This window comes from Undibacterium sp. Ji22W (assembly GCF_049340305.1).
Classification (GTDB): Bacteria; Pseudomonadota; Gammaproteobacteria; order Burkholderiales; family Burkholderiaceae_D; genus Undibacterium.
In genome coordinates this window covers 927595-949343 of sequence record NZ_JBMPOU010000002.1, presented here as the reverse complement: position 1 = coordinate 949343, position 21749 = coordinate 927595, and the positions used below count along the sequence as shown (strand labels likewise).

General features: G+C 46.0%; 17 protein-coding genes and 1 pseudogene. 13 read left to right on the top strand and 5 right to left on the bottom strand.

Features of this window, described 5'->3' with window-relative positions; translation table 11 throughout:
* Position 1: 1 nt before the first annotated feature.
* The 4 genes from ACO0KW_RS10825 (at position 2) to ACO0KW_RS10810 (ending at position 7245) form a co-directional block, all read left to right on the top strand.
* Complete coding sequence (locus ACO0KW_RS10825; RefSeq protein ID WP_423053086.1) at positions 2–3217, top strand: efflux RND transporter permease subunit; 3216 nt, start codon at positions 2–4, stop codon at positions 3215–3217.
* A gap of 243 nt (positions 3218–3460) precedes the next feature.
* Positions 3461–4924, top strand: a complete 1464-nt coding sequence (locus ACO0KW_RS10820; protein ID WP_423053085.1) for an alkaline phosphatase — start codon at positions 3461–3463, stop codon at positions 4922–4924.
* A 121-nt stretch (positions 4925–5045) separates the two neighbouring features.
* Positions 5046–6413, top strand: coding sequence for an alkaline phosphatase (locus ACO0KW_RS10815; RefSeq protein WP_423053466.1), 1368 nt, complete (start codon positions 5046–5048; stop codon positions 6411–6413).
* A 106-nt stretch (positions 6414–6519) separates the two neighbouring features.
* Positions 6520–7245 (top strand): hypothetical protein, encoded by a 726-nt coding sequence (locus ACO0KW_RS10810; protein ID WP_423053084.1) that lies wholly within the window; start codon positions 6520–6522, stop codon positions 7243–7245.
* Positions 7246–7315: 70 nt separating this feature from the next.
* Here the strand turns inward: ACO0KW_RS10810 and chrA are convergent, their stop codons facing one another.
* Positions 7316–8689 (bottom strand): chromate efflux transporter, encoded by a 1374-nt coding sequence (gene chrA, locus ACO0KW_RS10805; protein WP_423053083.1) that lies wholly within the window; start codon positions 8687–8689, stop codon positions 7316–7318.
* Positions 8690–8819: 130 nt separating this feature from the next.
* On the opposite strand from chrA, the pseudogene ACO0KW_RS10800 reads away from it, so the two are divergent.
* The 4 genes and pseudogenes from ACO0KW_RS10800 to ACO0KW_RS10785 all read left to right on the top strand — a co-directional run.
* A pseudogene (locus tag ACO0KW_RS10800) lies at positions 8820–8993 on the top strand (TMEM175 family protein); the annotation flags it as partial.
* Positions 8994–9354: 361 nt separating this feature from the next.
* The gene (locus ACO0KW_RS10795) at positions 9355–9969 is read left to right on the top strand and encodes a recombinase family protein (RefSeq protein ID WP_423053082.1); all 615 of its coding nucleotides are present in this window, start codon (positions 9355–9357) and stop codon (positions 9967–9969) included.
* Positions 9970–10430: 461 nt separating this feature from the next.
* Entirely contained in the window at positions 10431–10661 is a 231-nt protein-coding gene (locus ACO0KW_RS10790) for a hypothetical protein (protein ID WP_423053081.1), read from the top strand.
* A gap of 229 nt (positions 10662–10890) precedes the next feature.
* Complete coding sequence (locus tag ACO0KW_RS10785; RefSeq protein ID WP_423053080.1) at positions 10891–11361, top strand: hypothetical protein; 471 nt, start codon at positions 10891–10893, stop codon at positions 11359–11361.
* A gap of 279 nt (positions 11362–11640) precedes the next feature.
* On the opposite strand, the gene ACO0KW_RS10780 is transcribed toward ACO0KW_RS10785, so the two are convergent.
* Positions 11641–12738, bottom strand: coding sequence for a recombinase family protein (locus ACO0KW_RS10780; protein ID WP_423053079.1), 1098 nt, complete (start codon positions 12736–12738; stop codon positions 11641–11643).
* On the opposite strand from ACO0KW_RS10780, the gene ACO0KW_RS10775 reads away from it, so the two are divergent.
* Both ACO0KW_RS10775 and ACO0KW_RS10770 read left to right on the top strand, forming a co-directional pair.
* Complete coding sequence (locus ACO0KW_RS10775; RefSeq protein WP_423053078.1) at positions 12737–13204, top strand: TMEM175 family protein; 468 nt, start codon at positions 12737–12739, stop codon at positions 13202–13204. The genes ACO0KW_RS10780 and ACO0KW_RS10775 overlap by 2 nt on opposite strands.
* 61 nt (positions 13205–13265) lie before the next feature.
* Positions 13266–14315: a proline iminopeptidase-family hydrolase gene (locus ACO0KW_RS10770; protein WP_423053465.1), complete on the top strand. Its 1050-nt coding sequence runs from the start codon at positions 13266–13268 to the stop codon at positions 14313–14315.
* Between the two features lie 78 nt (positions 14316–14393).
* Here the strand turns inward: ACO0KW_RS10770 and ACO0KW_RS10765 are convergent, their stop codons facing one another.
* Together ACO0KW_RS10765 and ACO0KW_RS10760 are read right to left on the bottom strand one after the other, a co-directional pair.
* On the bottom strand, positions 14394–16007 hold the full coding sequence (locus tag ACO0KW_RS10765) for a DUF4214 domain-containing protein (protein ID WP_423053077.1): 1614 nt from the start codon (positions 16005–16007) through the stop codon (positions 14394–14396).
* 208 nt (positions 16008–16215) lie between these two features.
* Complete coding sequence (locus tag ACO0KW_RS10760) at positions 16216–16902, bottom strand: HAD family hydrolase (RefSeq protein WP_423053076.1); 687 nt, start codon at positions 16900–16902, stop codon at positions 16216–16218.
* Between the two features lie 163 nt (positions 16903–17065).
* On the opposite strand from ACO0KW_RS10760, the gene ACO0KW_RS10755 reads away from it, so the two are divergent.
* From ACO0KW_RS10755 to ACO0KW_RS10745, 3 genes are all read left to right on the top strand, one after another.
* Positions 17066–17608 (top strand): GNAT family N-acetyltransferase, encoded by a 543-nt coding sequence (locus ACO0KW_RS10755; protein WP_423053075.1) that lies wholly within the window; start codon positions 17066–17068, stop codon positions 17606–17608.
* Positions 17609–17702: 94 nt separating this feature from the next.
* Positions 17703–18242, top strand: a complete 540-nt coding sequence (gene cysC / locus ACO0KW_RS10750) for an adenylyl-sulfate kinase (RefSeq protein ID WP_423053074.1) — start codon at positions 17703–17705, stop codon at positions 18240–18242.
* A gap of 321 nt (positions 18243–18563) precedes the next feature.
* Positions 18564–20072 (top strand): peptide MFS transporter, encoded by a 1509-nt coding sequence (locus tag ACO0KW_RS10745; protein ID WP_423053073.1) that lies wholly within the window; start codon positions 18564–18566, stop codon positions 20070–20072.
* A 120-nt stretch (positions 20073–20192) separates the two neighbouring features.
* On the opposite strand, the gene ACO0KW_RS10740 is transcribed toward ACO0KW_RS10745, so the two are convergent.
* Complete coding sequence (locus ACO0KW_RS10740) at positions 20193–21638, bottom strand: YdgA family protein (RefSeq protein WP_423053072.1); 1446 nt, start codon at positions 21636–21638, stop codon at positions 20193–20195.
* Between the last annotated feature and the right edge of the window lie 111 nt (positions 21639–21749).

The window sequence follows — 21749 nt, the reverse complement described above, 5'->3', positions numbered from 1 at the left end:
CATGTTTTTATCTGATTTCAGTATTAAACGACCGATTGCGACCATCGTCTTAATTATCGCGATGATGGCGATGGGCTTACTCGCGATGAGTAAGTTGCGCGTCAATCAAAATCCCGATGTTGAGATTCCCGGACTCTTCGTTAGCATTCCCTATCCAGGCGCATCGCCTGATACGGTTGAGCGTGAAATTATTAATCGCTTAGAAAAGTCTTTGCAAAGCGTTTCTGGCGTGGATGAAGTGTATTCCTACGCAAACGAAGGTAGTGCGGGTTTTGAAATGCGCTTCTCATTTAAGAAGAACATGATCGAAGCGGCGGAAGAAGTGCGGAATGTGATTTCCACAGTACGCTATAAATTACCGACTGAAATGCGTGAACCTATCGTGCAGCGTTTTGATCCATCGACCCAACCAATTGTGAATCTGGCTTTGTCGTCTAGCAGTCAATCACACGCTGAAATTTCACGCTTGGCAGAAGACACTTTAGCGACACGCTTGCGTGGTATTCCGGGTGTCGCAACAGTCAACGTGAATGGTGCTTTGCGTCGTGAATTGTCAGTCTTATTGCGGGCTGAACGTTTGCGTGAATTCAATGTATCAGCCGGTGAAGTAGTTGCTGCTTTGCGCAGTCAAAACACCAATGCGCCAGTCGGTAAAGTACGTGGTGATTTAGAAGAAGAAAGCATACGCTTAGTTGGCCGTATTGAAAGCCCCGGCGAATTCCAAAATATCGTGGTGAAACGTCGCGGCGATCAAATCGTGCGCTTAGGACAAGTGGCAACGATAGAAGATGGCTTCGCCGATATTAATGGCATCAGTATCCGTAGTGGCAAACCGAACGTCGGTATTCAAGTAACCCGTTCACGCGAATCGAGTACCGTCAGTGTTGCGAAGAGTGTGGTGAAAGCGGTTGAAGAGATTAACAAGGATTTGGCGAAAGATCATCCTGGCACCAAGTTGGAAGTCACGCGTGACGGTGGTAAAGACGCCCAGAATAGTTTGAACAATGTGATCGAATCCTTGATTTTCGGTGCTGTGTTAACCATCTTCGTGGTGTATGCATTCTTGAATTCATGGCGTTCGACTTTGATCACCGCGTTGAGTTTGCCGACTTCAGTGATTGCAGCCTTCATCGCTGTGTGGTTATGTGGTTTCACGCTCAACTTCATGACTTTGCTCGGCTTGTCCTTAGCGATCGGTGTCTTGATTGATGATGCGATTGTGGTGCGGGAAAACATTGTTCGCCACATGCAAAATGGGTCGGATCGTCGTACCGCGGCTTTAGAAGGCACGGCAGAAATCGGTTTAGCAGTCGCTGCGACGACCTTCTCTATCATCGCAGTCTTTATTCCAGTGGCTTTCATGCCGGGCATTTCTGGCGAATGGTTCCGTCCGTTTGCGCTGACCGTGACTTGTTCTGTCTTAGTCAGTTTAGGAATTTCCTTCACGCTTGATCCTATGTTGTCGGCTTATTGGGGTGATCCGGCGGATCATCACACTGCACCGAAAAAAGGTTTGAGCAAAGTATTGGCACGTTTTAATGATTGGTTCGATAGTCAGGCGGATCGTTATGGTCGTGTAATTGCATGGGCCTTGCACCATCGTCGTTGGATGGGCGCGATTGCCTTGTCGACTTTTGTTGGCGCTCTCATCTTGCAGGTGACGTTGGGCGGCACAAGTTTCTTGCCGACCGCAGATTCTGGCAATTTGATGATAGAAGTACGTACCCCTGCGTCTTCCTCGGTTGAGTATGCACGTTTGAAAATGGAAAGAGCCGCAGCATTAGCGCGCACGATTGCTGAGGTCAAAGACACGAATAGCAATATCAATGCAGCGGGCGGTCGTATCTATGTTGACATCGGTAAGAAGAACACCCGCAAGCGTAGTGCTAAAGAAATTGCGGTGGAATTGCGTGAAAAAGTTAAACAGTTAGTCGGTGCTGAGTATGTGGTGCTGGATGATCTGAACAATGGTGCACGTAAGCCTATTCAGATCGAATTTACCGGCCCAGATTCACGCAAGCTCATAGAGATCACTTCTGCTTATATGGAGCAATTGCGCAAGATTCCTGGCGCGGTCGATGTTGGTTTGTCTGAGCAAGATCCTAAGAAAGAACTGAAGATAGAAATGAACCGTGGCTTAGCAAATTCCATGGGTATTTCTATCAATGATGCAGCACAGGCATTGCGGGTTGCTTTTGCAGGTATCGAAGTTGGTGACTGGGTAGATCCGACAGGCGAAACACGTGACGTCGCGGTGCGTTTGCACCCAGCAGATCGCGTCAGTAAAGAAAATATCGAACGCTTACCGATTGCTGTATCTGGAACAACAGAGATGGTACCGCTCGATCAAATAGCTACGGTGACGATGGGCAAAGGTCCTTCTGCGATCGAACATAGTAATGGTAAGCGTACGATTACGGTTTCGGCGAATGCGCAAGGACGTTCTAGCGGTGAAGTGACGAAAGAAGCGATGGAGTTAGCGAAATCATTTAATTACCCAGCGGGTTATGGTTTGTCGCTGGCAGGTGCAGGGCAGGATCAAAACGAATTGTTCACAGAAATGTTGATCGCTTTAGTGTCTGGTATCGGTTTGATGTATCTGATTTTGGTGATGCAGTTCGGCTCTTTCACTGCACCATTGGCAGTCATGTTGTCTTTACCTTTGTCTCTGATTGGTGTCGTGATTGCTTTGATGCTGACTGGCAGCACGATTAATTTGATGAGTTTTATCGGCATTATTATGCTGATGGGCTTGGTCGCAAAAAATGCGATTCTGTTGTTAGATGCAGCACGCAAGCAAGAGAAAGATGGCATGAATCGTGAAGACGCTTTGATGCACGCCGGCCGCGTTCGTTTGCGTCCGATTTTGATGACGACTTTTGCCTTAATCGCAGGCATGATCCCGGTTGCCTTGGGCTTGGGCGAAGGTGGTGAATTCTATCGCCCACTCGCCATTGCGATTATCGGTGGTACGATTACCTCGACGATCTTAACCTTGTTGGTGGTGCCAAGTTTCTACGACAGCATCGAAATCGCACGTGATCGTATGATGGCAAAAATGGGTCGTCGCGCGGATCGTTATAACCAGGTGTTGGCGGTGTTGGTAACTTTAGGTGAAGCGGTATTGACCCTGACCTTCCTACGCTTGCTTTATCGTTTGGCGGTGAAAGCTTTTTATGCCATTAGTGGCAAGAAAGCGAAGGTGGTCACGCCTTAAGTTTTGTTGGTAAAGCGTATCGACGTCAGCACCACTGTCTTTGATACACGCTTTTGTAGTAGTGAGTAGTACCGGTTTGAGCCTGCATGGTTTTCCATGCGGGCTCTTTTTTTTGCCATTAGTTTATGACGTGGCGATGACTTAGAGATTTTCGCCTAAAAGAAAAATTCAGAAAAGTTGGTCACAAACTGGTCATAGAGTATTGCTATAGTCCGCTTTTTTAGACCACGTAGGATGGATAACATGAAACCGAATCTTCTCTTGATCTCAGTTCTAGGCGCATTGAGCGTACTTGCTTCTGGTTGCAGTAGCAACACCAACAATACTAACAATTCCAGCACCGTACAACCCGTCGTCGAACCACCGAAGAATGTGATTTTCTTCTTAGGTGACGGCATGGGCATGACAACCATGACTGCAGCGCGTATTTATGCAGTGGGCGAAGATGGTGAATTGACGATCGACACGTTGCCAGAAACAGCCTTCGTTAAAACTTTCTCAAATGACGCACAAGTCACTGATAGCGCGCCATCCATGGCAGCGTATATGACAGGCGTTAAGATGAATAATGAAGTGCTCTCCATGTCTCCAGAAACGATCGCAAAATCTCCAGTTGCGGATGCGAACGGCAATAATTTGGCAAACAATTGCGGCACAGGTAACGGCACTCCAGTCACCACTTTGTTGGAAGCGGCAAAAGCGAAAGGTCTGTCTGCTGGTGTCGTGACAACCACACGCGTAACGCATGCAACTCCAGCAGCGACGTATTCCCATATCTGTCATCGTGATTTAGAAAACGATATCGCTGCAGCGGCTGTTCCAGGTGGTGTGGGTTTCAACACAGCATTGGGCACGACCGGATTAGATGTTTTGTTGGGTGGTGGTAAGCAATTTTTCGTACCTGCAAAAGATGGTGGTAAGCGCGCTGACGGCCGTGATTTGATCGCCGAAATGAAAGCGAAAAACTACGCGTTTGCTAGCAATAGCACAGAATTTGCAGCAATCGATGCAAGCAAAACAGATCGTCTGTTTGGTTTGTTCACGTCTAGCCACATGAGCTATGACTTAGATCGTGACCCAGCCAAAGAACCAAGCTTGGCAGAAATGACGACCAAAGCCATGGACGTTTTAGCGAAAAATAGCAAAGGCTATTTCTTGATGGTAGAAGGCGGTCGTATCGATCACGCTTTGCACGAAACAACAGCGAAGAAAGCTTTGCAAGATACAGTCGCGTTTGACAATGCGATCAAAGCTGCGATTGCTAAAGCGAAAGTAGCAGATCCAGAGTTGAAAAATACCTTGATCGTCGTGACAGCGGATCATGATCACACTTTAGTATTGAACGGTTACGCAAAACGCACAGGCAAAACATCGGCGACTAACCCAGGTGTCTTGGGCGTGGTGAAAAACTATGTTACTGGTGCAGCAGACAAAGATGCGGATGGCGTTCCTTACTCCATCATTGGTTTCGGTAACGGTGAAAATCGTACGCAAGGTGCACGTTCTATTTTGACGAACTTTGATGAAACGCTCACCAGCGGCAATACGTATCACCAAGAAGCGGTCATCCGCGTTGGTGCCGGTAGCGAAACTCACGGCGGTGCAGACGTGTTCTTAGGTGCCATCGGCAAAGGTGCAGATACTTTCTATGGCACGATCGATAACACGAAGGTCTTCAATTTGATCAAGGCAGCAGTTGGCCTGTAATTCATTTACACGCTTATCGACATCAAGAATCAAACAAAAATTGGAATTCATCATGAAAAACACTTCTATCGCTAACGCATTCGTAGCGCCGCTGGCTAAAACGCTGGCACTCACCTTAGCCATGGCATTCGCCAACACAGCAGCAGCCCAAAGCACAGCAAAAAACGTCATCTTCTTTTTGGGCGATGGCATGGGTCCAACCACAGTGACAGCTTCTCGTATTTACAAATACGGTGAAGACGGTAGCTTGACTATGGATAAGTTGGAACGCACAGCGCGTATCAAAACTTTCTCGGACGATGCACAAACAACCGATAGCGCGCCATCAATGGCGGCATATATGACAGGCGTGAAGATGAAAAACGAAGTCATCTCCATGACTGCGGACACAGTCGCCACGCCACCAGGTAAAGATGTCAACGGCAATCTCACGGTGAACAACTGTGCAGCAACTGGTAACGGCGCGTCGGTACAAACTATTTTGGAATTGGCTAAATCCAAAGGTAAAGCAGTTGGTTCTATCACGACAACTGAATTGACACATGCGACACCCGCAGCGACTTTTTCACACATCTGTAATCGCAACGCGCAATACCATATCGCAGCGCAAGTAGTACCTGGTGGTGCTGGTTACAATGCAGCCTTGGGTGATGGCGTTGACGTACTGATGGGTGGCGGTCGTAATCACTTCACACCATTCAACGCGACTAGCAACAAAACTGGTCGCGCTGACGGTCGCGATTTGTTAGCAGAAATGGCAGCAAAAGGCTATGTCGTCGCTGCCAATAAAGCGGAAATGGCTGCTGCACCAAACACCAAAAAATTCATCGGCTTGTATAGCAGCAAGAGCCATTTGGAATATGAATTAGACCGTACTGCAACGCCACCATTAGGCGAAGGCGCGAATCAACCTAGTTTGGCGGAAATGACGACAAAGGCGATGGATATTCTTTCGCAAAACACCAACGGTTATTTCTTAATGGTCGAAGGTGGTCGTATCGATCACGCCTTGCATGGCACGAATGCTAAACGCGCATTGACTGACACCATTGCATTTGACGATGCAATTAAAGCTGCTTTGGATAAAGCGAAATTGACTGACCCAACATTGGCAAATACCTTGATCATTGTGACGGCTGACCATGATCACACCATGGCATTCAATGGCTACGGCAAAAAAGGTAATCCGATTTTGGATATCAATCGTGACTACAAAACTGGCCAACCAAGCAAAGATGCAGACGGTAATACTTACACGACTTTGGTATTCGGTAACGGACCAAATCGTCCTGCAACACGTACGAACTTAGACAGCGTGACCGTATTGGGAGATAATTATTTGCAAGAGACAGGCGTACGTTTGAGCAGCGAAACACATGGTGGTGGCGATGTGAAATTGCTTGCCACTGGCAGCAACTCAAAACTGTTCAAAGGCACTATCGACAATACGAAAGTATTTAATTTGTTGAAAACGGCGTTTGGTTTCTAAGTCGCATTGAGTAGTCATCGCAATAAAAATGAGTGAGTCTTCGACTCACTCATTTTTTGTTATTGAAGTTTGTTATTGAAGTGTGTTTTTCCCATTTAGGTATTGTATGAAATTCGTTCCCAGCTCACTATTCGCCCTTGTACTTTTTGGTTCCAACCTTGCTCTAGCCAAAGATCTTCCCAAAGCACCTGAGCTTGATTTAACCATCAGCTATTACAGCAAAGTGTTGACGCCGGAAGGCGTTACCCGTGAAGCAAAATATCAGGACAATATGCAAAGACGAGATGGCCACATCTGGCTATATCGCGTTTTGCCTACGGCGAGCGGTGCTGCACATGACCATGAAGCGCCGGCAGTTAAGAAAAACAATACAAAGAAAAGTAGCGAAGATACCCATCAGCATTTTAATCACGTGCTCGTACCGCGCCACGTGACTTTCGAAAACAACAAAGTGCAGTTGGAGTACATCGACACCGTCAATAAAATACGCATCTCCATCCCACCTGCAGACTACGGTAATGTGAATTTCGATGGTTCGTGGGAAAACAGCTACTTCTTAGTCGATCCAAAATTAGTGAAGGCGATGCCGCTCTCGAAACAGGTCTCCACTGTGCCGAATGCTGTTTGGTACGAACGCGAAAAGAATGGTGCCTTTCAGCGTGTCTTGTGGGATGAGCAAAGACAGATTCCGCTGGTAATTGAAAATGGCGACAAAGCGAGTAACTCTTACCGCCGTATCGAGATACAAGTGAGTAACAAGTTGAGTAAAGAAACTCCTTGGAAGAATACCAAAGGTTATGCGCAGAAGGAGTATTCTGACTTTCTCGACTAATTTTCCGGTCTAGGCGCCTGAAAATGGTCGGTGCCTGCCGACCATTTTCTCTGACGCATAGCTGTTAAAATTAGCCACTAATTATCTCGACAAATCGTATTGCCAAACCAGCTGCAGCACTCAATGCGATTACCCACATCACATTCCATTTCAAACGAATCAAGGCAATCGCCGCCAATAACGCAATCCCCGCAGCCCAAACATCAACGCTTCCTGCAAACCCTTGCGGCCACAATACATGGTAGGCAAAAAATAGCGTGAGATTGACGATCACGCCCACCACCGCAGCGGTGATAGCGCTTAAGGGGGCGGTAAAACTGATTTGATTATGCGTGCTTTCTATTAAAGGCCCGCCCGCCAGAATAAAAATAAACGAAGGCAAAAAGGTGAACCACGTCACCAAAATCGCCGCCACGCTACCCGCTAAAAATAGCTGATCGGGTCCAAACAAGGCCTGTACATAAGCCGTCACAAAACCCACAAAAGCCAGCACCATAATCAAAGGCCCCGGCGTAGTTTCACCCAAGGCCAAACCGTCAATCATCTGCCCCGCAGTAAGCCAGCCATACTCTAGTACCGCCGCTTGCATCACATAAGGCAAGACCGCATAAGCACCGCCAAAAGTCATGAATGCCGCTTTGGTAAAGAACCACGCCATCTGCGTGAAGGTATGCTGCCATCCAAGTAGCCAGAGCAAGCTCAGCATAGGCAAACCCCACAGCACCACACCCACCAACAAAACCCGACTCAAACCAGCCCAACTGAATCGAGCATGGGTTGGCGTCGGTGTGTGATCATCGATTACCGCGACGCCATAGCTTAGCTTATTAGATTTCGTAGCGTGGCCGCCACCCGCACGAAAATGCTGCGGCACAAACCGTCCACCGAAATAGCCCAATGCAGCGGCACACAACACAATCAGAGGGAAGGGTAAATTCAAAGCAAAGATCGCGATAAAAGCCGCTAGCGCGATGCCCCATAGGCTCGCATTCTTTAAAGTACGTCCGCCGATTCGATGTGCTGCTTGTAAAACGATGGCGGTCACGGCGGGTTTAATGCCGTAAAACAGTCCTGCTACTAAACTAGTCTGACCATAGGCAATGTAGAGCCAGGACAAAGCAATCAACATAAATAGAGAAGGCAGTACAAATAGCACACCCGCCACCACGCCGCCTCGCACACCATGCAACAGCCAACCTATATAAGTCGCCAATTGCTGCGCCTCTGGCCCGGGCAACACCATGCAGTAATTGAGTGCATGCAAAAACCGTTGTTCTGAAATCCAACGACGTTTTTCCACTAATTCTTGATGCATAATCGCAATTTGCCCGGCCGGGCCACCGAAACTGATGAAGCCTAGCTTGAGCCAAAAACGCAGGGCGAGCCAGAAATCGGGGAATGAGGGGGCAACTTGTTCGGGATATTCAATAGTGGTCTGCGTCATAGCCTTAAATCGTGAATGGGCTTGCATCAAAAAACAAATCAGGTCAAATATTGTAATCACTAAACTGACACGACAAAGATCAAATCATCATAAGTAAATTCAGCATATCAATAAAAAGAAAGGGACGAATATGGGAAAAGGACGATTAGAAGCTTTCAGCGACGGTGTCATCGCCATCATTATCACTATCATGGTATTGGAATTAAAAGTGCCGCACGGCGAGAGTATGGAAGCTTTACTGCCATTGATACCGATGTTTTTTAGTTATGTATTGAGTTTTGTCTACATCGGGATCTACTGGAACAAGCTTCAATGTACAAATACACCTAAAGCTCAAACGGTCTAATCGCCACACGCGCAATAATGCGAGTTATTTTCAAAGTAGCCTAAATCCTCTCAAGACCCTCGCCAGCTCTACATTTACACTCAAAAAGACCCTCGTTTTTAGCACAATAGGGGGCTATTTTCATCAATTCCAATCATGAAATAGTCTTTTAAATCAATGACTTACGGTATTAAAACACCTGTTCACCATCGAGTTCATTTAGACTATAGCCTAAGATTACCAGTAAATAATGAACTATTTTGATTTAATGAACTAGTCTGTGTGGACTTTATTAAATGGACTATGTATAATGAACTCCTACACATTAGGAGGGTTCACCATGACTGCACCGACAACACACATTTACCTCAGGGCTTCGACGGATTCGCAAGATGCCCTCAGAGCTAAAGAGTCATTGGAAGTGTTTGCCGCTTCACTAGGGCTGCATGGCACGGTGATGTACGCTGAGAATGAGTCTGGTGCGAAGCTTTCCCGCCCTGAACTAACCCGCCTACTGGCAGAGTGCAAGCCTAATGACATTTTGTTAATTGAGTCTGTAGATCGTTTGACTCGCTTATCCGATGAAGACTGGCAGAAGTTGAAGGGTTTGATGGCTGAGAAGCAATTGCGCCTCGTTGTAATGGACTTACCTACTAGTCACCAGTTGGTTAGTGTTGATTCCTTAACCGATGGCATGATGCGTGCAGTTAATAATATGATGATCGAGATTATGAGTGTTATTGCCCGTAACGACTACTTGAAGCGTAGAGAACGTGCAGCGCAGGGCATTAAGGTCGCTAAAGAGAAGGGATTGTACAAAGGTCGCCCTGTTAATACTGTACAGAATGAGAAAGCGATCAAGCTATTCAAAGGTGGTGAGCACTCATGGTCTGAGATTATGGATTTAACAAAACTAAGCCGTGGACAGCTTGCAAAGCTAAAAAAGACAATGTGAAGTTTAAGAAGCTGTTCTCATAGCAGAATAGCCCTCTCCAATCATGGCATAGAAGCCTCTAAACGGGCTTCTACGAGGCTCTCAGCACAGCCTGACAATTCCCTACCATGCCTCATTTCAGAGGCTTATAGACGCTCTAGCAGCTTGAGATATTTTAATATTTGGCATTGTTATATTGATAGCACATACAGGGCGGGTTAGACCATGCCCTCGATTCTGTACCTCTGTGATATTCCAAAGCAGTGTCATTCTAATTTTTGTTCTTTCCAAGTCATCCCTAGAAATTTTTGGAAAAAAATGACAGCTCAAAGTTGATACTCAAAAATATTTGATTATTTTATAAAATAGTTACCCAAAGGGGTTGACAAAATACTATACATAGTGCTATACTCAAGGGGTCGGAACTATTTTTTAGTTTATAGTGTCCCCTCCCTAAAATATGAGATAAGGAATCATAGCAGATGAATTTCAAAACACCAAGTGAATTGTTGAAAATTCTAGAAGATAAAGTAGCCGCTGGTGCTACAGCCTCAGAGATTTTCATCTATTTGCATCAGAACGAAATAAATAGTTTCACCAATAAAAATTGGAGCATGCCGATGCTGAATCATTGTCTGCTTACATTGAAGAATCCCGATTACCGCGCCTCTAGCATCTTGGCACAGCTCATTAAGCAACGTGAAATAGCATGAAGCCATTAAGAAACGATCTACTTGAGCGCATCAAGCAGAAGTAGCAGAACAACCGTGGTTGTGTTTGTAGCAGTGGATTGTATTACCTCAAGGGCTTAACCCACTTTAAATATTAACCCTGTGCTAGCTCAGAAAGCTTTGTATGTAGCTCTTCCAGAGGAGCATCATAACTTTGATGCTCCTCCCTCCCTGCAACACACACCAAAACAATAAATATTATAAGGACAATATGACAATATATGTAAACACCTATACGGCAAGCGATGGTACAAAATTTGATTTGTACGAATTTGATATCTACAAAACCTATGACCCGCAAACGATACGGGAGGTCAAGGCAACACAGCAGGCGTATTATGCAGCCATCAAACGTGACAAAGATAATGCTATCAAGCTGGAGAAGGAATTACTTACTCCAAAGCAATTGTCAGACGATGACTATTTTCTTCTGAAGAAAAAAGAGAACGAATCAAGATTGCAAGCCATAGCAGATAGGGAAGCGGAACATGCAGCCCTTGCAAAGATACACTCAGATTACCTTGAATCATTCCCCGAAATTGCAGTCATTAGTTGTAGCGCCTTGCTCACATATTCAAATGAAATTGCTATCTGGCTTAAAAAAAATTATCAGATCATCCCTGAATCAATTGAGTGCATTCCACCATCACTCTATCGTGCTTCACTGAGTAAAACGAACTAGCAGCGCAAAGCAAGAAATAGAGAATTTCAGCAGCAATTCTCCTCACAATTCAGCAACACCACTAGAGCCTCACAGTGAATATCTGTGGGGCTCTTTGCGTTTAAGAAAGGTATTAAAAATGATCAATTTAAGGTTTAACAAGATGCTACAAACACAAGGCTTTCATTACAACGTATTCACAATGAATGGAGGCTCCACCCTGAAGATTATGTATGACGATTCAGACAATCCCATAAGTGCAGATCAACTACAGCAGCGGTATGAGTGCTTCAAACAAGCTCACGGCTGTACTTCAAACCCTGAGAAGTTCTCTCTCATACCAGCACAGACCAAATACCTTTGTTTAGCAACACCCTTAGCCATAACATGAAGTCTAGAGCCACAGGCACACTGAGCTACACCTTGGTATAAATTAAAAGGTGCATCTTCTCTAGATTGTTTGGTTGCTCTAGTATTCCGTCTAATTCTTAGTGCTTCCTGTGCAGCATAATAAGTGTGCTCAGTGATAACAGCGGGAAAATAATCAGCAATCTCTTTGGTTGTATTTTCAAACACTTCACCAGTTCGTTTAGCTTCTCTAATTTTCCATGCAGATGGAATGTATGTGCCATAGCAAGCCTTGTTCCTAAGAATAACAAATACACTAGCAGCACCCCAAAGAGGAGGCGGTGAAGCTTCCTTCCCTTCTTCTACCTCTAACTTCTTTCCCTCCCTCTTTGCCTTCTCTTCTTTCTTCTCAAACTTAAACGGTTTAACACCTCGCTTGTTAAGCTCTATCGCTATAGCAGCAGCACCAGTGCCACTAATGCACATTTCAAATATTAGCTTCACAATTTCAGCGCGATGGTTAAGCTTATACTTTCCATTGTCATAGTCTAACCAGCTTGCTAGAGGTATCTTAATCTTCTTACCCTCTGCTGCTTGGTCATTCCTAGTAACATAGCTAGCTGCCACCCTCTTACTCTTGCTAGCAGATTCAGCTCTACCTAAATCAGCAGCAAATACTATTCGTATAGCGTCTCCCGCATCTGTATCTTTTCCACCTTCAAATAGATGACCATCTACTGTGGTGACAATGTTTATTCCAGCTTTCCTGACGTTTCTAAATAGTTCTTGAGCCTTGTCAATTCCTGCCCTAGTAAGTCTATCAATTTGCTCTACATAGATTGTGCTGCCACTCTTAGCCACCTTTAGCAGCTCACACCATTGGCTACCTTCTTCAAGGTTAGCTCCTCTGAAGCTGCTAACACCTCGATCAATGAATATATTCTCTGTGGCAATATCAGGACAACGAAGCTTTATTAAATCCTCTTGCCGTGCCACACTGCTACCGCGCTCTTGTCTACCATCAGAATATCTAATATAGCCATAGTTCATGATACAAACCCCTGTAAATAAATCAGTAGGTTCAATTGTACACTGGTGGAATCATCATCACATGCTACATGCCACGCACCATATCAGTGCCGGTAATTTATGGGCGAATTTGCATCTGCTGTTCTGGTTGTCACTGGTGCCGTTCGCTACTGGCTGGATGGGTGAGAATCATTTTTCTGCGGGACCGACGGCTTTATATGGCGTCATCTTATTCATGTCAGCCTTGGCGTATTGGATGCTGCAATATTCCATCATCTGTGCTGCCAGCGATAATGCGGTCATCAAAAATGCCATAGGCCGTGATCTCAAAGGCAAACTCTCCATCGTCCTATATGCGTTCGGCATCGCGATAGCGTTTTACGTGCCTATCCTTGCACAAGTTATTTATGTTCTGGTTGCTTTAATGTGGCTGGTTCCGGATCGCAGGATAGAGCATGCGTTAGACCAGCATAACAATTCACACTGAGTACCAAGCCGTCATAAAAACTATTTTGCGAGATTAACCCTAGGAATAAGTATGAAAAAAGATATTCAGTACCTTAAGCATCGCTGGCGTTTTCGCTTTCACCCTAAGCGCATGTCAAAAAAGTGAAACTCCTGTAGCACCACAAACTGTCACTAAGGCTGTCAGCTATTTCGATCAAACCGGACGCGATGATGTCCTCTCTGGTGGTGTTAAGCAAATCAAGATCAACACGCCGAAGGGCGAATTTAAAGTCTGGACTAAGCGTACTGGTAACAATCCCAGCATCAAAGTTTTATTACTGCACGGCGGCCCCGGCATGACACACGAATATTTTGAAATTTTTGATAGCTATTTCCCCGGCGCAGGCGTTGAATATTATTACTATGATCAACTAGGCTCTCACTTCAGCGATCAGCCACAAGATCCGTCCCTGATCGATTTGCCTCGCTATGTAGAAGAAGTCGAACAAGTACGACAAGCATTAAAGCTCGATCAGAAAAATTTCTATCTCTTAGGTCATTCCTGGGGCGGTATTTTAGCGATGGAATATGCCTTGAAGTATCAGCAGAATTTAAAAGGTTTGATCATTTCAAATATGGTCGATAGCATTCCTGCCTATAACGAATACGCGAAAAAAGTTTTGATGCCAGCGATGGATCAAGCCGTGCTGAAAGAGGCGCAAGCGCTAGAAGCAGCGGGTAAATATGAAGATCCACGTTATATGGAACTATTGATTCCGCATCATTACGAAAAACATGTATTGCGGATGCCGCAGGCGAGTTGGCCAGATCCGGTGAATCGTTCATTTAAGCATGTTAATCCGGCGATTTATGTATCGATGCAGGGACCGAGTGAACTGGGCGCGAGCGGTAAATTAGTCAACTGGGATCGCAGTGCTGACTTAAGCAAAATTACCGTGCCGACACTGACCATAGGCGGTCAACACGACACCATGGATCCAGCCTATATGGCAGCGATGGCGACCAAGGTCAAACGTGGCCGTAGCTTGACTTGTCCGAATGGTAGTCACATGTCGATGTACGATGATAGCGAACATTATTTCACGGGTCTGCTACAGTTTATCCATGACGTTGACCAGGCTAAGTTCTGAGTTAAGAAAAAAAGACGGCAAAAGCCGTCTTTTTTTCTGCCTTAGCTAAGCCAGAATCGCCACTGGCTCTTGGGCTAGTTACTGCCCCTGGATACTCAACTTGGTCGCCACCGTGATTACATCTTGCGCTTCAATTTTCGCAGTCAACCCGCGATAGCTTGCATCTGCTATTTGCCAAGTGTAGTTACTGACCGTCGCGCCGTCGGTGTTGGTTTCAAACTTAAACTTGCAGGCTGAGAATGTGCCAGCAGGAACAGTGACCGATTCTATGCCTAGGAAGGTCAGCTTATCGGTGACGGTTTGATCTGGTAGTGTGAGTGGGAATGGGCTCCCTACAGCATTTTGTTGGATGGTGTAAGTTTGTGTGTAGCTTTCATTCGCTGACATTGTGAATGGCGTGCGTTTCGGCGGCGTCATCGTTGCAACCACCGTGTAATTGCCAGCACCTTGCACCGACATAGCCACACGAGAGCCATAGACCAGCGACTCGTCGTCGTAGACATTAAGATACGATTTGATTTGCGCGGTCGTGCCCGCACCCAGACCGGTCAAGATGACAGTGTCGGTCAAGAGCTCTTGCGCATTGATACCGTTGAAGCTGGCACTACCATTGGGCCTGTAAGTCACCGCATAATTTGTGGTTTGACCTAAGGTGGTGACGCTGGACGACATTTCTGTGTTGTAAGTCACGCCCAGCTTAATCAAATTCTTGTTGTAGCAATCTTTGGAGGAGCCTGTACCGCTGCCCGTTCCACTCGGTGTATAGCTGGCCCCTGAATTGAAAGTCAAGTCAAGAATGTTAATGGCCGTTTTTGCTGCAGCGATATTCGTCGCCGTAATTTTGCTCACAATTGCGACGGTTTTTTCTATGGAATCTTGTGGGGTGTTGTAATTCAATCCTTGTTCAATCGCGAAAAAAGTCCCAACGCTAACTTTATTGTCGAGTAATTGCGGCACCCAACCCCAAGTCGGATCGCCCGTAAATGTATGCGCTGAATTGAGCATGGTTGCGACCAGATTACCTTTGGTCGATGCGCCAGAGGTAAGTTGTGCTGCCCAGTAATTCACATCAGCATCGGGCGGTGCTGTGGTACCCGTACGGCCCAAGACATTTTTGTAGATAATCCGCACGAAGTCGGCATTTGACATACTGCTGGAGTAACCCGTGACGCTCGAATATTCAATCGCCGCAGCGTAAAAACTATTCGATAAAGCATCGACTGTCATACCGTTTTTGATTTGATCTATCCAATAAGCCATACCATCAGCATCAGGAACCCGATTGAAGAAGGCAATGTAGAGTTCAATCAGCGTTTTCAGGTTGGCGGCAGTGATCGTCTTTGCTTTTTCGCCTATAGCAAGGTTCACGGTGACATCACTAAATTTTAACAGCGCGGTTGCAGCAACATTCACTGTGCCACCTGCGCCGACATTGTCCTTTACCGAAAAGCCAGTTGCGGTGCGTGTAATGCTGTAATTATTTCTGGTACCAGTGAATGTGACAGTATCGGCGGGGGCACCAGGTGGGCCGCTAAATACCCCTAAGCCGATGGCTTTAGGTGGGGGTGTTTGTTGAGTTGGTTCGCCACCGCAGGCGGCTAATGCCGCAGCAATCAGACTGCAGATTATTGCGTTGCGGCGTAGTTGCAAGACTTTGTTCATGTTGAAACCTTTCTCAATATGTAAAAACATCACAAACGTCCATTTCGTACATTCCACTCTAACCGATTTACACCTGTTGGCCTGGAGCATTGATACGTTATTGCGTTAGCGCAAAACTGAGGCTTAAAATACTGAGGCTGAATAGATGGCTTAAATCAATACGCGAGATTGACGAAAAAAAGCGCAAGGATTCGACATTATTCTTAAGTGTCTCAATGCACAAGCCGGTATTGTCAACTTATGCAGGCAAGTCCAAGGCATGTCGTACCCGTCCGCAGAGCTCTTGCGGTGAGCGTGCAATGATGTCTCCAGGGATCAAAAACTTCTTACTGAGACGCTGAAAATCCTCAAATCCATACGACACGACAATAGGAATCATGCCGGCCGTCAAAGTCGCTGCGTAATCCTTATGCTCATCGCCACAAGCATAGGCGCGCGCCGGGTTAATTTCAAATTGTTTACGTGCTGATACGAAAAAATCGGCTTTGCTGGCGCGGATAGGTACGTGCGCGAAGTAGTCAAACGCGGCAAGATCAATATCGTGTCGTGCAAACAGTTTTTCCATGGTAATTTGCGGTTCTCGACTGACATTGCGGGTGACCAGACCAACGCGAATATTTTTCTGCGCCATCAATTGTTTGATTAAGTCAGCGAAACCTTCATAAAGCTGCGCTTCTTCGCGATAAATGTCGGTCAAGGTCGTGAGCACCTGTTGGCGACTTTTTTTGCCTAGTTGTTTTTTTATATTGATGGGAAACTCTTTGATCCCTCCAAGATACTTGAAGAATTTGTGGCGTTTTTGAAAATCTTCAAGGTCACCGATATCCATACCATGGCGAGCAAAGGTGTTTTCTATTGCACTAAAAGCGTCAATAATGGTGCCATCTGCATCGAAAATTATTAATTTTTCGTGATTCGGATACATCTGCCTTCCTCCGGCTAGGTTATTGAGTATTGCTAGCTTAGAGACGGAAATTGACAAGCCGATGACAAATTGCGATAGAGATAACGAAGTCCCTTGTGATTCGGCTAGACTAGTGATTTCTGACCTCGCTGATAGCGCGACTTAGCCGAGTAAATAACCTGCGATGACTACTGAGACTCCTTTCCCCCTGCGTCAGACCGAGCGTTTTTTGTTGCGACAAATTCAACAAGAAGACCGTGCTCAGATTTACGCAGCGCTGTCGAATCCAAGAGTGATCGCGCATTATGGAATTGCCTACGACAGCGAAGCGGCGACACAAGAGCAGTTAGACTGGTATCGAGACATGGAGCAAAGTCAGACAGGCTACTGGTGGGCAATTTGCTCAACCCAAGCACCGGCGGTGATCCTCGGTAGTTGTGGCATCTACGAGATCGATGCCTACAATCATAATGCGGATATTGGATATTGGTTGCTTCCCGACTACTGGGGTCTGGGCATCATGCATGAGTGCTTACTTAGCTTATTGCGCTTTGCCTTTGATGATTTGCAATTGCATCGCCTTGAGGCAGAGATAGAACCGGCAAATATCGCCAGCGCTAAGTTGGTGCAGAAACTGGGTTTTGAATGGGAAGGGCGCAGGCGGGAAGTTGCTCGCCGGGACGATGCTTACCTAGATCTTAATTACTACGCTCTATTAGCTCCTTAGCCCTGAAAACTGCCACAAGTTGGGCGATACGATGAAAGCCGGCACGATTTTTGTGTATGATAGCCGCTCGATTGTTGTCAAATTGGCTTAACTTATGTCGGTACTTTCTACCCCACACATCGATACAGCCCTCACTTGGTGGATGACCGGATTATCTGGAGCGGGCAAATCCACCTTGGCGCAAGCATGGGCGCAACACCTAAGACAATTACATTATCCCGTATGCATCCTCGACGGCGATGAACTACGCAATGGTTTGTCGAAAGACCTGGGCTTTTCTCCTGAAGACCGAGAAGAGCAAATGCGTCGTGTTGCTGAAATTGCAAAAATCCTCAATCAAAGCGGCATTTTTTGTATAGTTGCACTGATTTCTCCGACCTTACAGGGGCGCAATAATGCGCGGGCACTCATTGGCACTGACAACATGCGGGAAGTCTACTTGTCGACACCCTTAGAGGTTTGCCAGCAACGGGATGTCAAAGGACTCTATCAGCAAGCCAAACAACAACCCGGCCTGCAATTAACCGGTGTCCGCGCGCCTTATCAAGCCCCTCTTCATCCCGAGTTTACTATCGACACTAGCGTGCTAACACTAGAGCAGGCGCTGGCGCAGCTCATGACTTCGTTGCCATGATCATTTGATGTAGAACCCATCTTGGCTTGTAGTGCGCATAAAGTGGACTTAAAGTTGACCTGATCCCGCCCAATTTTTGCCGCATTGCGCAACAAATCTTCCTCGCTCGCCCGAGACAAATTGGTCTCATCACGAGCATTTCTAGTTTAGAATGCACCGTCGTTGAAAATCCCTGTATTTTTTGTAAATCATTGACACAGATACTTTCGTCTTGCAATGGGAACAGACTAAGGCCAAAAGAATCAGGGAATACAGCGGGACAATCAGTGCGTTTAATAAATCTAAAATACGTTGTATACAATATAAACAGGAGAAAATTGCATGAGCGGTGCTGCAATCACACCGGGTCAAGAGACCCCAATTCCAGAATTTAAGCAAATCATGGGGCATCCGGCTCCACTGTGGATGTTATTCATGTCCGAATTCTGGGAACGCTTTGCGTTCTATGGTATTCGTTGGGCGTTGGTTCTCTACGTCGTTGAACAGTTCTATAACGGCGCAGCAACCGGTCAGGCCGCTGCCAGTGCGACTTATGGTTCTTACCTGGCGTTAGTGTATGCCGGTGCTTTATTCGGTGGTTATGTTGCCGATCGTGTGATTGGTTATCAACGGTCAATCTTGCTTGGTGCGGTATTTATGTCCGCCGGGCTGTTTATGATTTCCGTCCCGAGTCTGGATGTCTTTAATCTAGGCTTAGCGACGATTATTGTCGGTAATGGGATGTTCAAACCGAACATCTCAACGATGGTAGGTAAATTGTATAGCGTAGCTGACCCACGTCGTGATTCCGGTTTCACCATTTTCTACATGGGTATCAATATCGGTGGATTCTTGGCACCAATTTTCACCCAATTATTAGCGCAGAAGGTTTTCAATACCAGTGACACGCCTGCTTACAAGGTCGTATTTATTGCTGCTGGTATCGGTATGATTATTAGTTTGATTTGGTTTGCTATTGGCCGCAAGACCTTGCAAGGTATCGGCGCTCCAGCACCTGAAGCACAATCACCGACGCGTGTGATCTATGTGGCAATCGGTGCTTTGGCTGCTATTCCTTTGGTGTATTTCTTATTGCGTTTAGGCGCCGATACGATCCAATGGATTTTAGGCGGTATGTTTCTTGCCCTCTCGGTCTTGTTACTGGTTGAAGGTTTTAAGAACGGTAAAGTGGCACGGGACAAAGTCATCGCGATGTTGATGATCTTTACTTTCAATATTTTATTCTGGTGTTTCTTCGAACAAGCCGGTAGCTCATTTACTTTCCTCGCCGATAAAATTGTTGACCGTCAATTGGGTAGTTTTGAATTCCCAAATGCTTGGTTTCAAAGCGTCAACTCTTTAGCAATTATTGCGTTCGCTCCAGTGGTTGCTGCGGTGTGGGTGATGCTCGGTCGTCGCAATATGAACCCCTCTATCCCACGCAAATTTGGTTTGGGCTTGATCGGCAATGGATTGGCTTTTGGTTTGTTGATGTACGCATTGACTTTCTTGGTCGATGACAAGAGCAAGATTCCATTCTGGACTTTGTTCATGGTGTACGTGATCCAATCGATCGGTGAATTATGCTTGTCGCCTATCGGTTTATCGATGGTGACCAAATTGGCACCAACCCGTTTAGTAGGATTTGGTATGGGCGGCTGGTTCTTGTCGACTGGTATTGGTAACAACTTGTCAGGCATTTTCGCTAGCCATGTTAGTGGCGATAGCGGGATGTCGGTTGCATCCGCTTTGAGTGGTTACACTTTCGGTTTCTACTCATTGTTAGGCGCCGGTATCGTGTTGTTCCTGATCGCACCTTTGATGCAAAAATTGATGCACGGCGTGAAGTAATTACGGCGAATATCAGAACAGTTAGCGTGCTAAAACGCAGCTGTTCTTGCAAAAAAAGCGAACTGTATTCAGTTCGCTTTTTTTATGGGCACTGTATTGAGAGAACTCAGGTTAGCGCATTTATTTCGTTGGCATAGTCGCTGGCGGTGGGACGCTAGTGGTTGCATCGCCTGTCGGTTTTGCGGGGAAGGCCTTGCCATTGACTAAGAACTGTCCGTTTTTCCAACTTAATTGAGATTGGTAAGATTTCCCTTCCCGCTGCAAAAATCCCTGTGTCTCCCAAGTTTCTATTTGCGAGTAAAACATACTGCGCATCATATTGCGTGCTTCGGGATCTGATTGACTTGCGTCGATAAAGTCGTCAACCAAACCATCACTTAAACTCACTTGTCCTGTGCTCTCAATTTTCGTCAACAGTTGCGTGGGGTTGTCGAAATCTTCTGCCTGCACGCCAACGAAACCAAGTTTGGCAGTGACTTTAAATTCCCCATTTTTCCCCGTCAGGCTTAAACGATCGAGTGCGATTTGTGGATCGTGCTTAAGAATTTCTATCGCGTATTGCTTCCATTTTTTCTGTATTTCTTCCAGTTGTACCGCGTCTTCTTTCGCCAGATCAGTACGAGAAAGTTCCAGGAACAACTGATTTGTACTCGGACCATGTAAATTACGTAGCGAGTAATCGTAATGGACGCTACCAACAGGATTGTCATTCATCGTGATACTGTTGATGCCAAATTTTAGTTCGGAATTAATTAAGTCGTGATCCGCGTGCGTGCTGCTCTCTATGACTACATCCTTTAATTGCATGCCCTTATTGCCCGCTTGTGTATTGACAAAACTGATCGCATTAATGCTGGCTTTGGATTCGCCGAGATAGATAAATCCATCTGGATAGGCGCGCTCGGCTTTGCCTTGTAACTTGATTTCACCCATTTTGAGGGTAGTGCTGCCATTGGCGGTGATGATTTCTACGCCTGGTGACGTAAAATCAAAACTCAAATTTTTGTAGCTGGCATCAAATCCTATGTCAAACCGCAGACCTTTCCAATCGAGCTTGTCTTGCGTTGGGCCGACCGTTGTTTTCACTGCAGGGCTGGAGATTCTGAAACTTCCGCCACCGGTATAATTCAAGACCGTACGGATCTCCAAGAATTTTTTATCACCAAAAACTTTCTTCAATTCGGCCAGACTGGCCGCATCAAGGACGATTTCGGTATCTATCTTTCCAGCGCCAATGCCGAAAATTCCTGGCACAGGGCCGTGTTGAATGTGATTAATAATCTGCACTTGTAGAGGCTTGGCGCTGCCAGGCATCGTGCCATCGGTTGGTAGCGCAGATTTAGCCGCCATTCCCATGGTATTGAGCTCTATCGTACTTTCTTGCGTCGATGTAAAAATACCGCGCGTATAGTGTTGTTTGACGACTTTGAAATTCGAAAATAAAAGATCTTGGCCATCTAGCTTACTCAATTTCGTTTCTAATCGTTTGCCGGTGATCCATGCAGCAGTGGGATAGCTAACGGCAAGGGCGGCAGCAACGGCGATCAGAATCGAACTTCTTTTCATATGAAAATCCTTGAAGGAAATAAAAGACAGTGTGAATAAACAATCACGTAACGATACTAGGTATGCGTATTGTATTCAAGATGTGAGCCCACGTGCACCGAGCAATTTGCA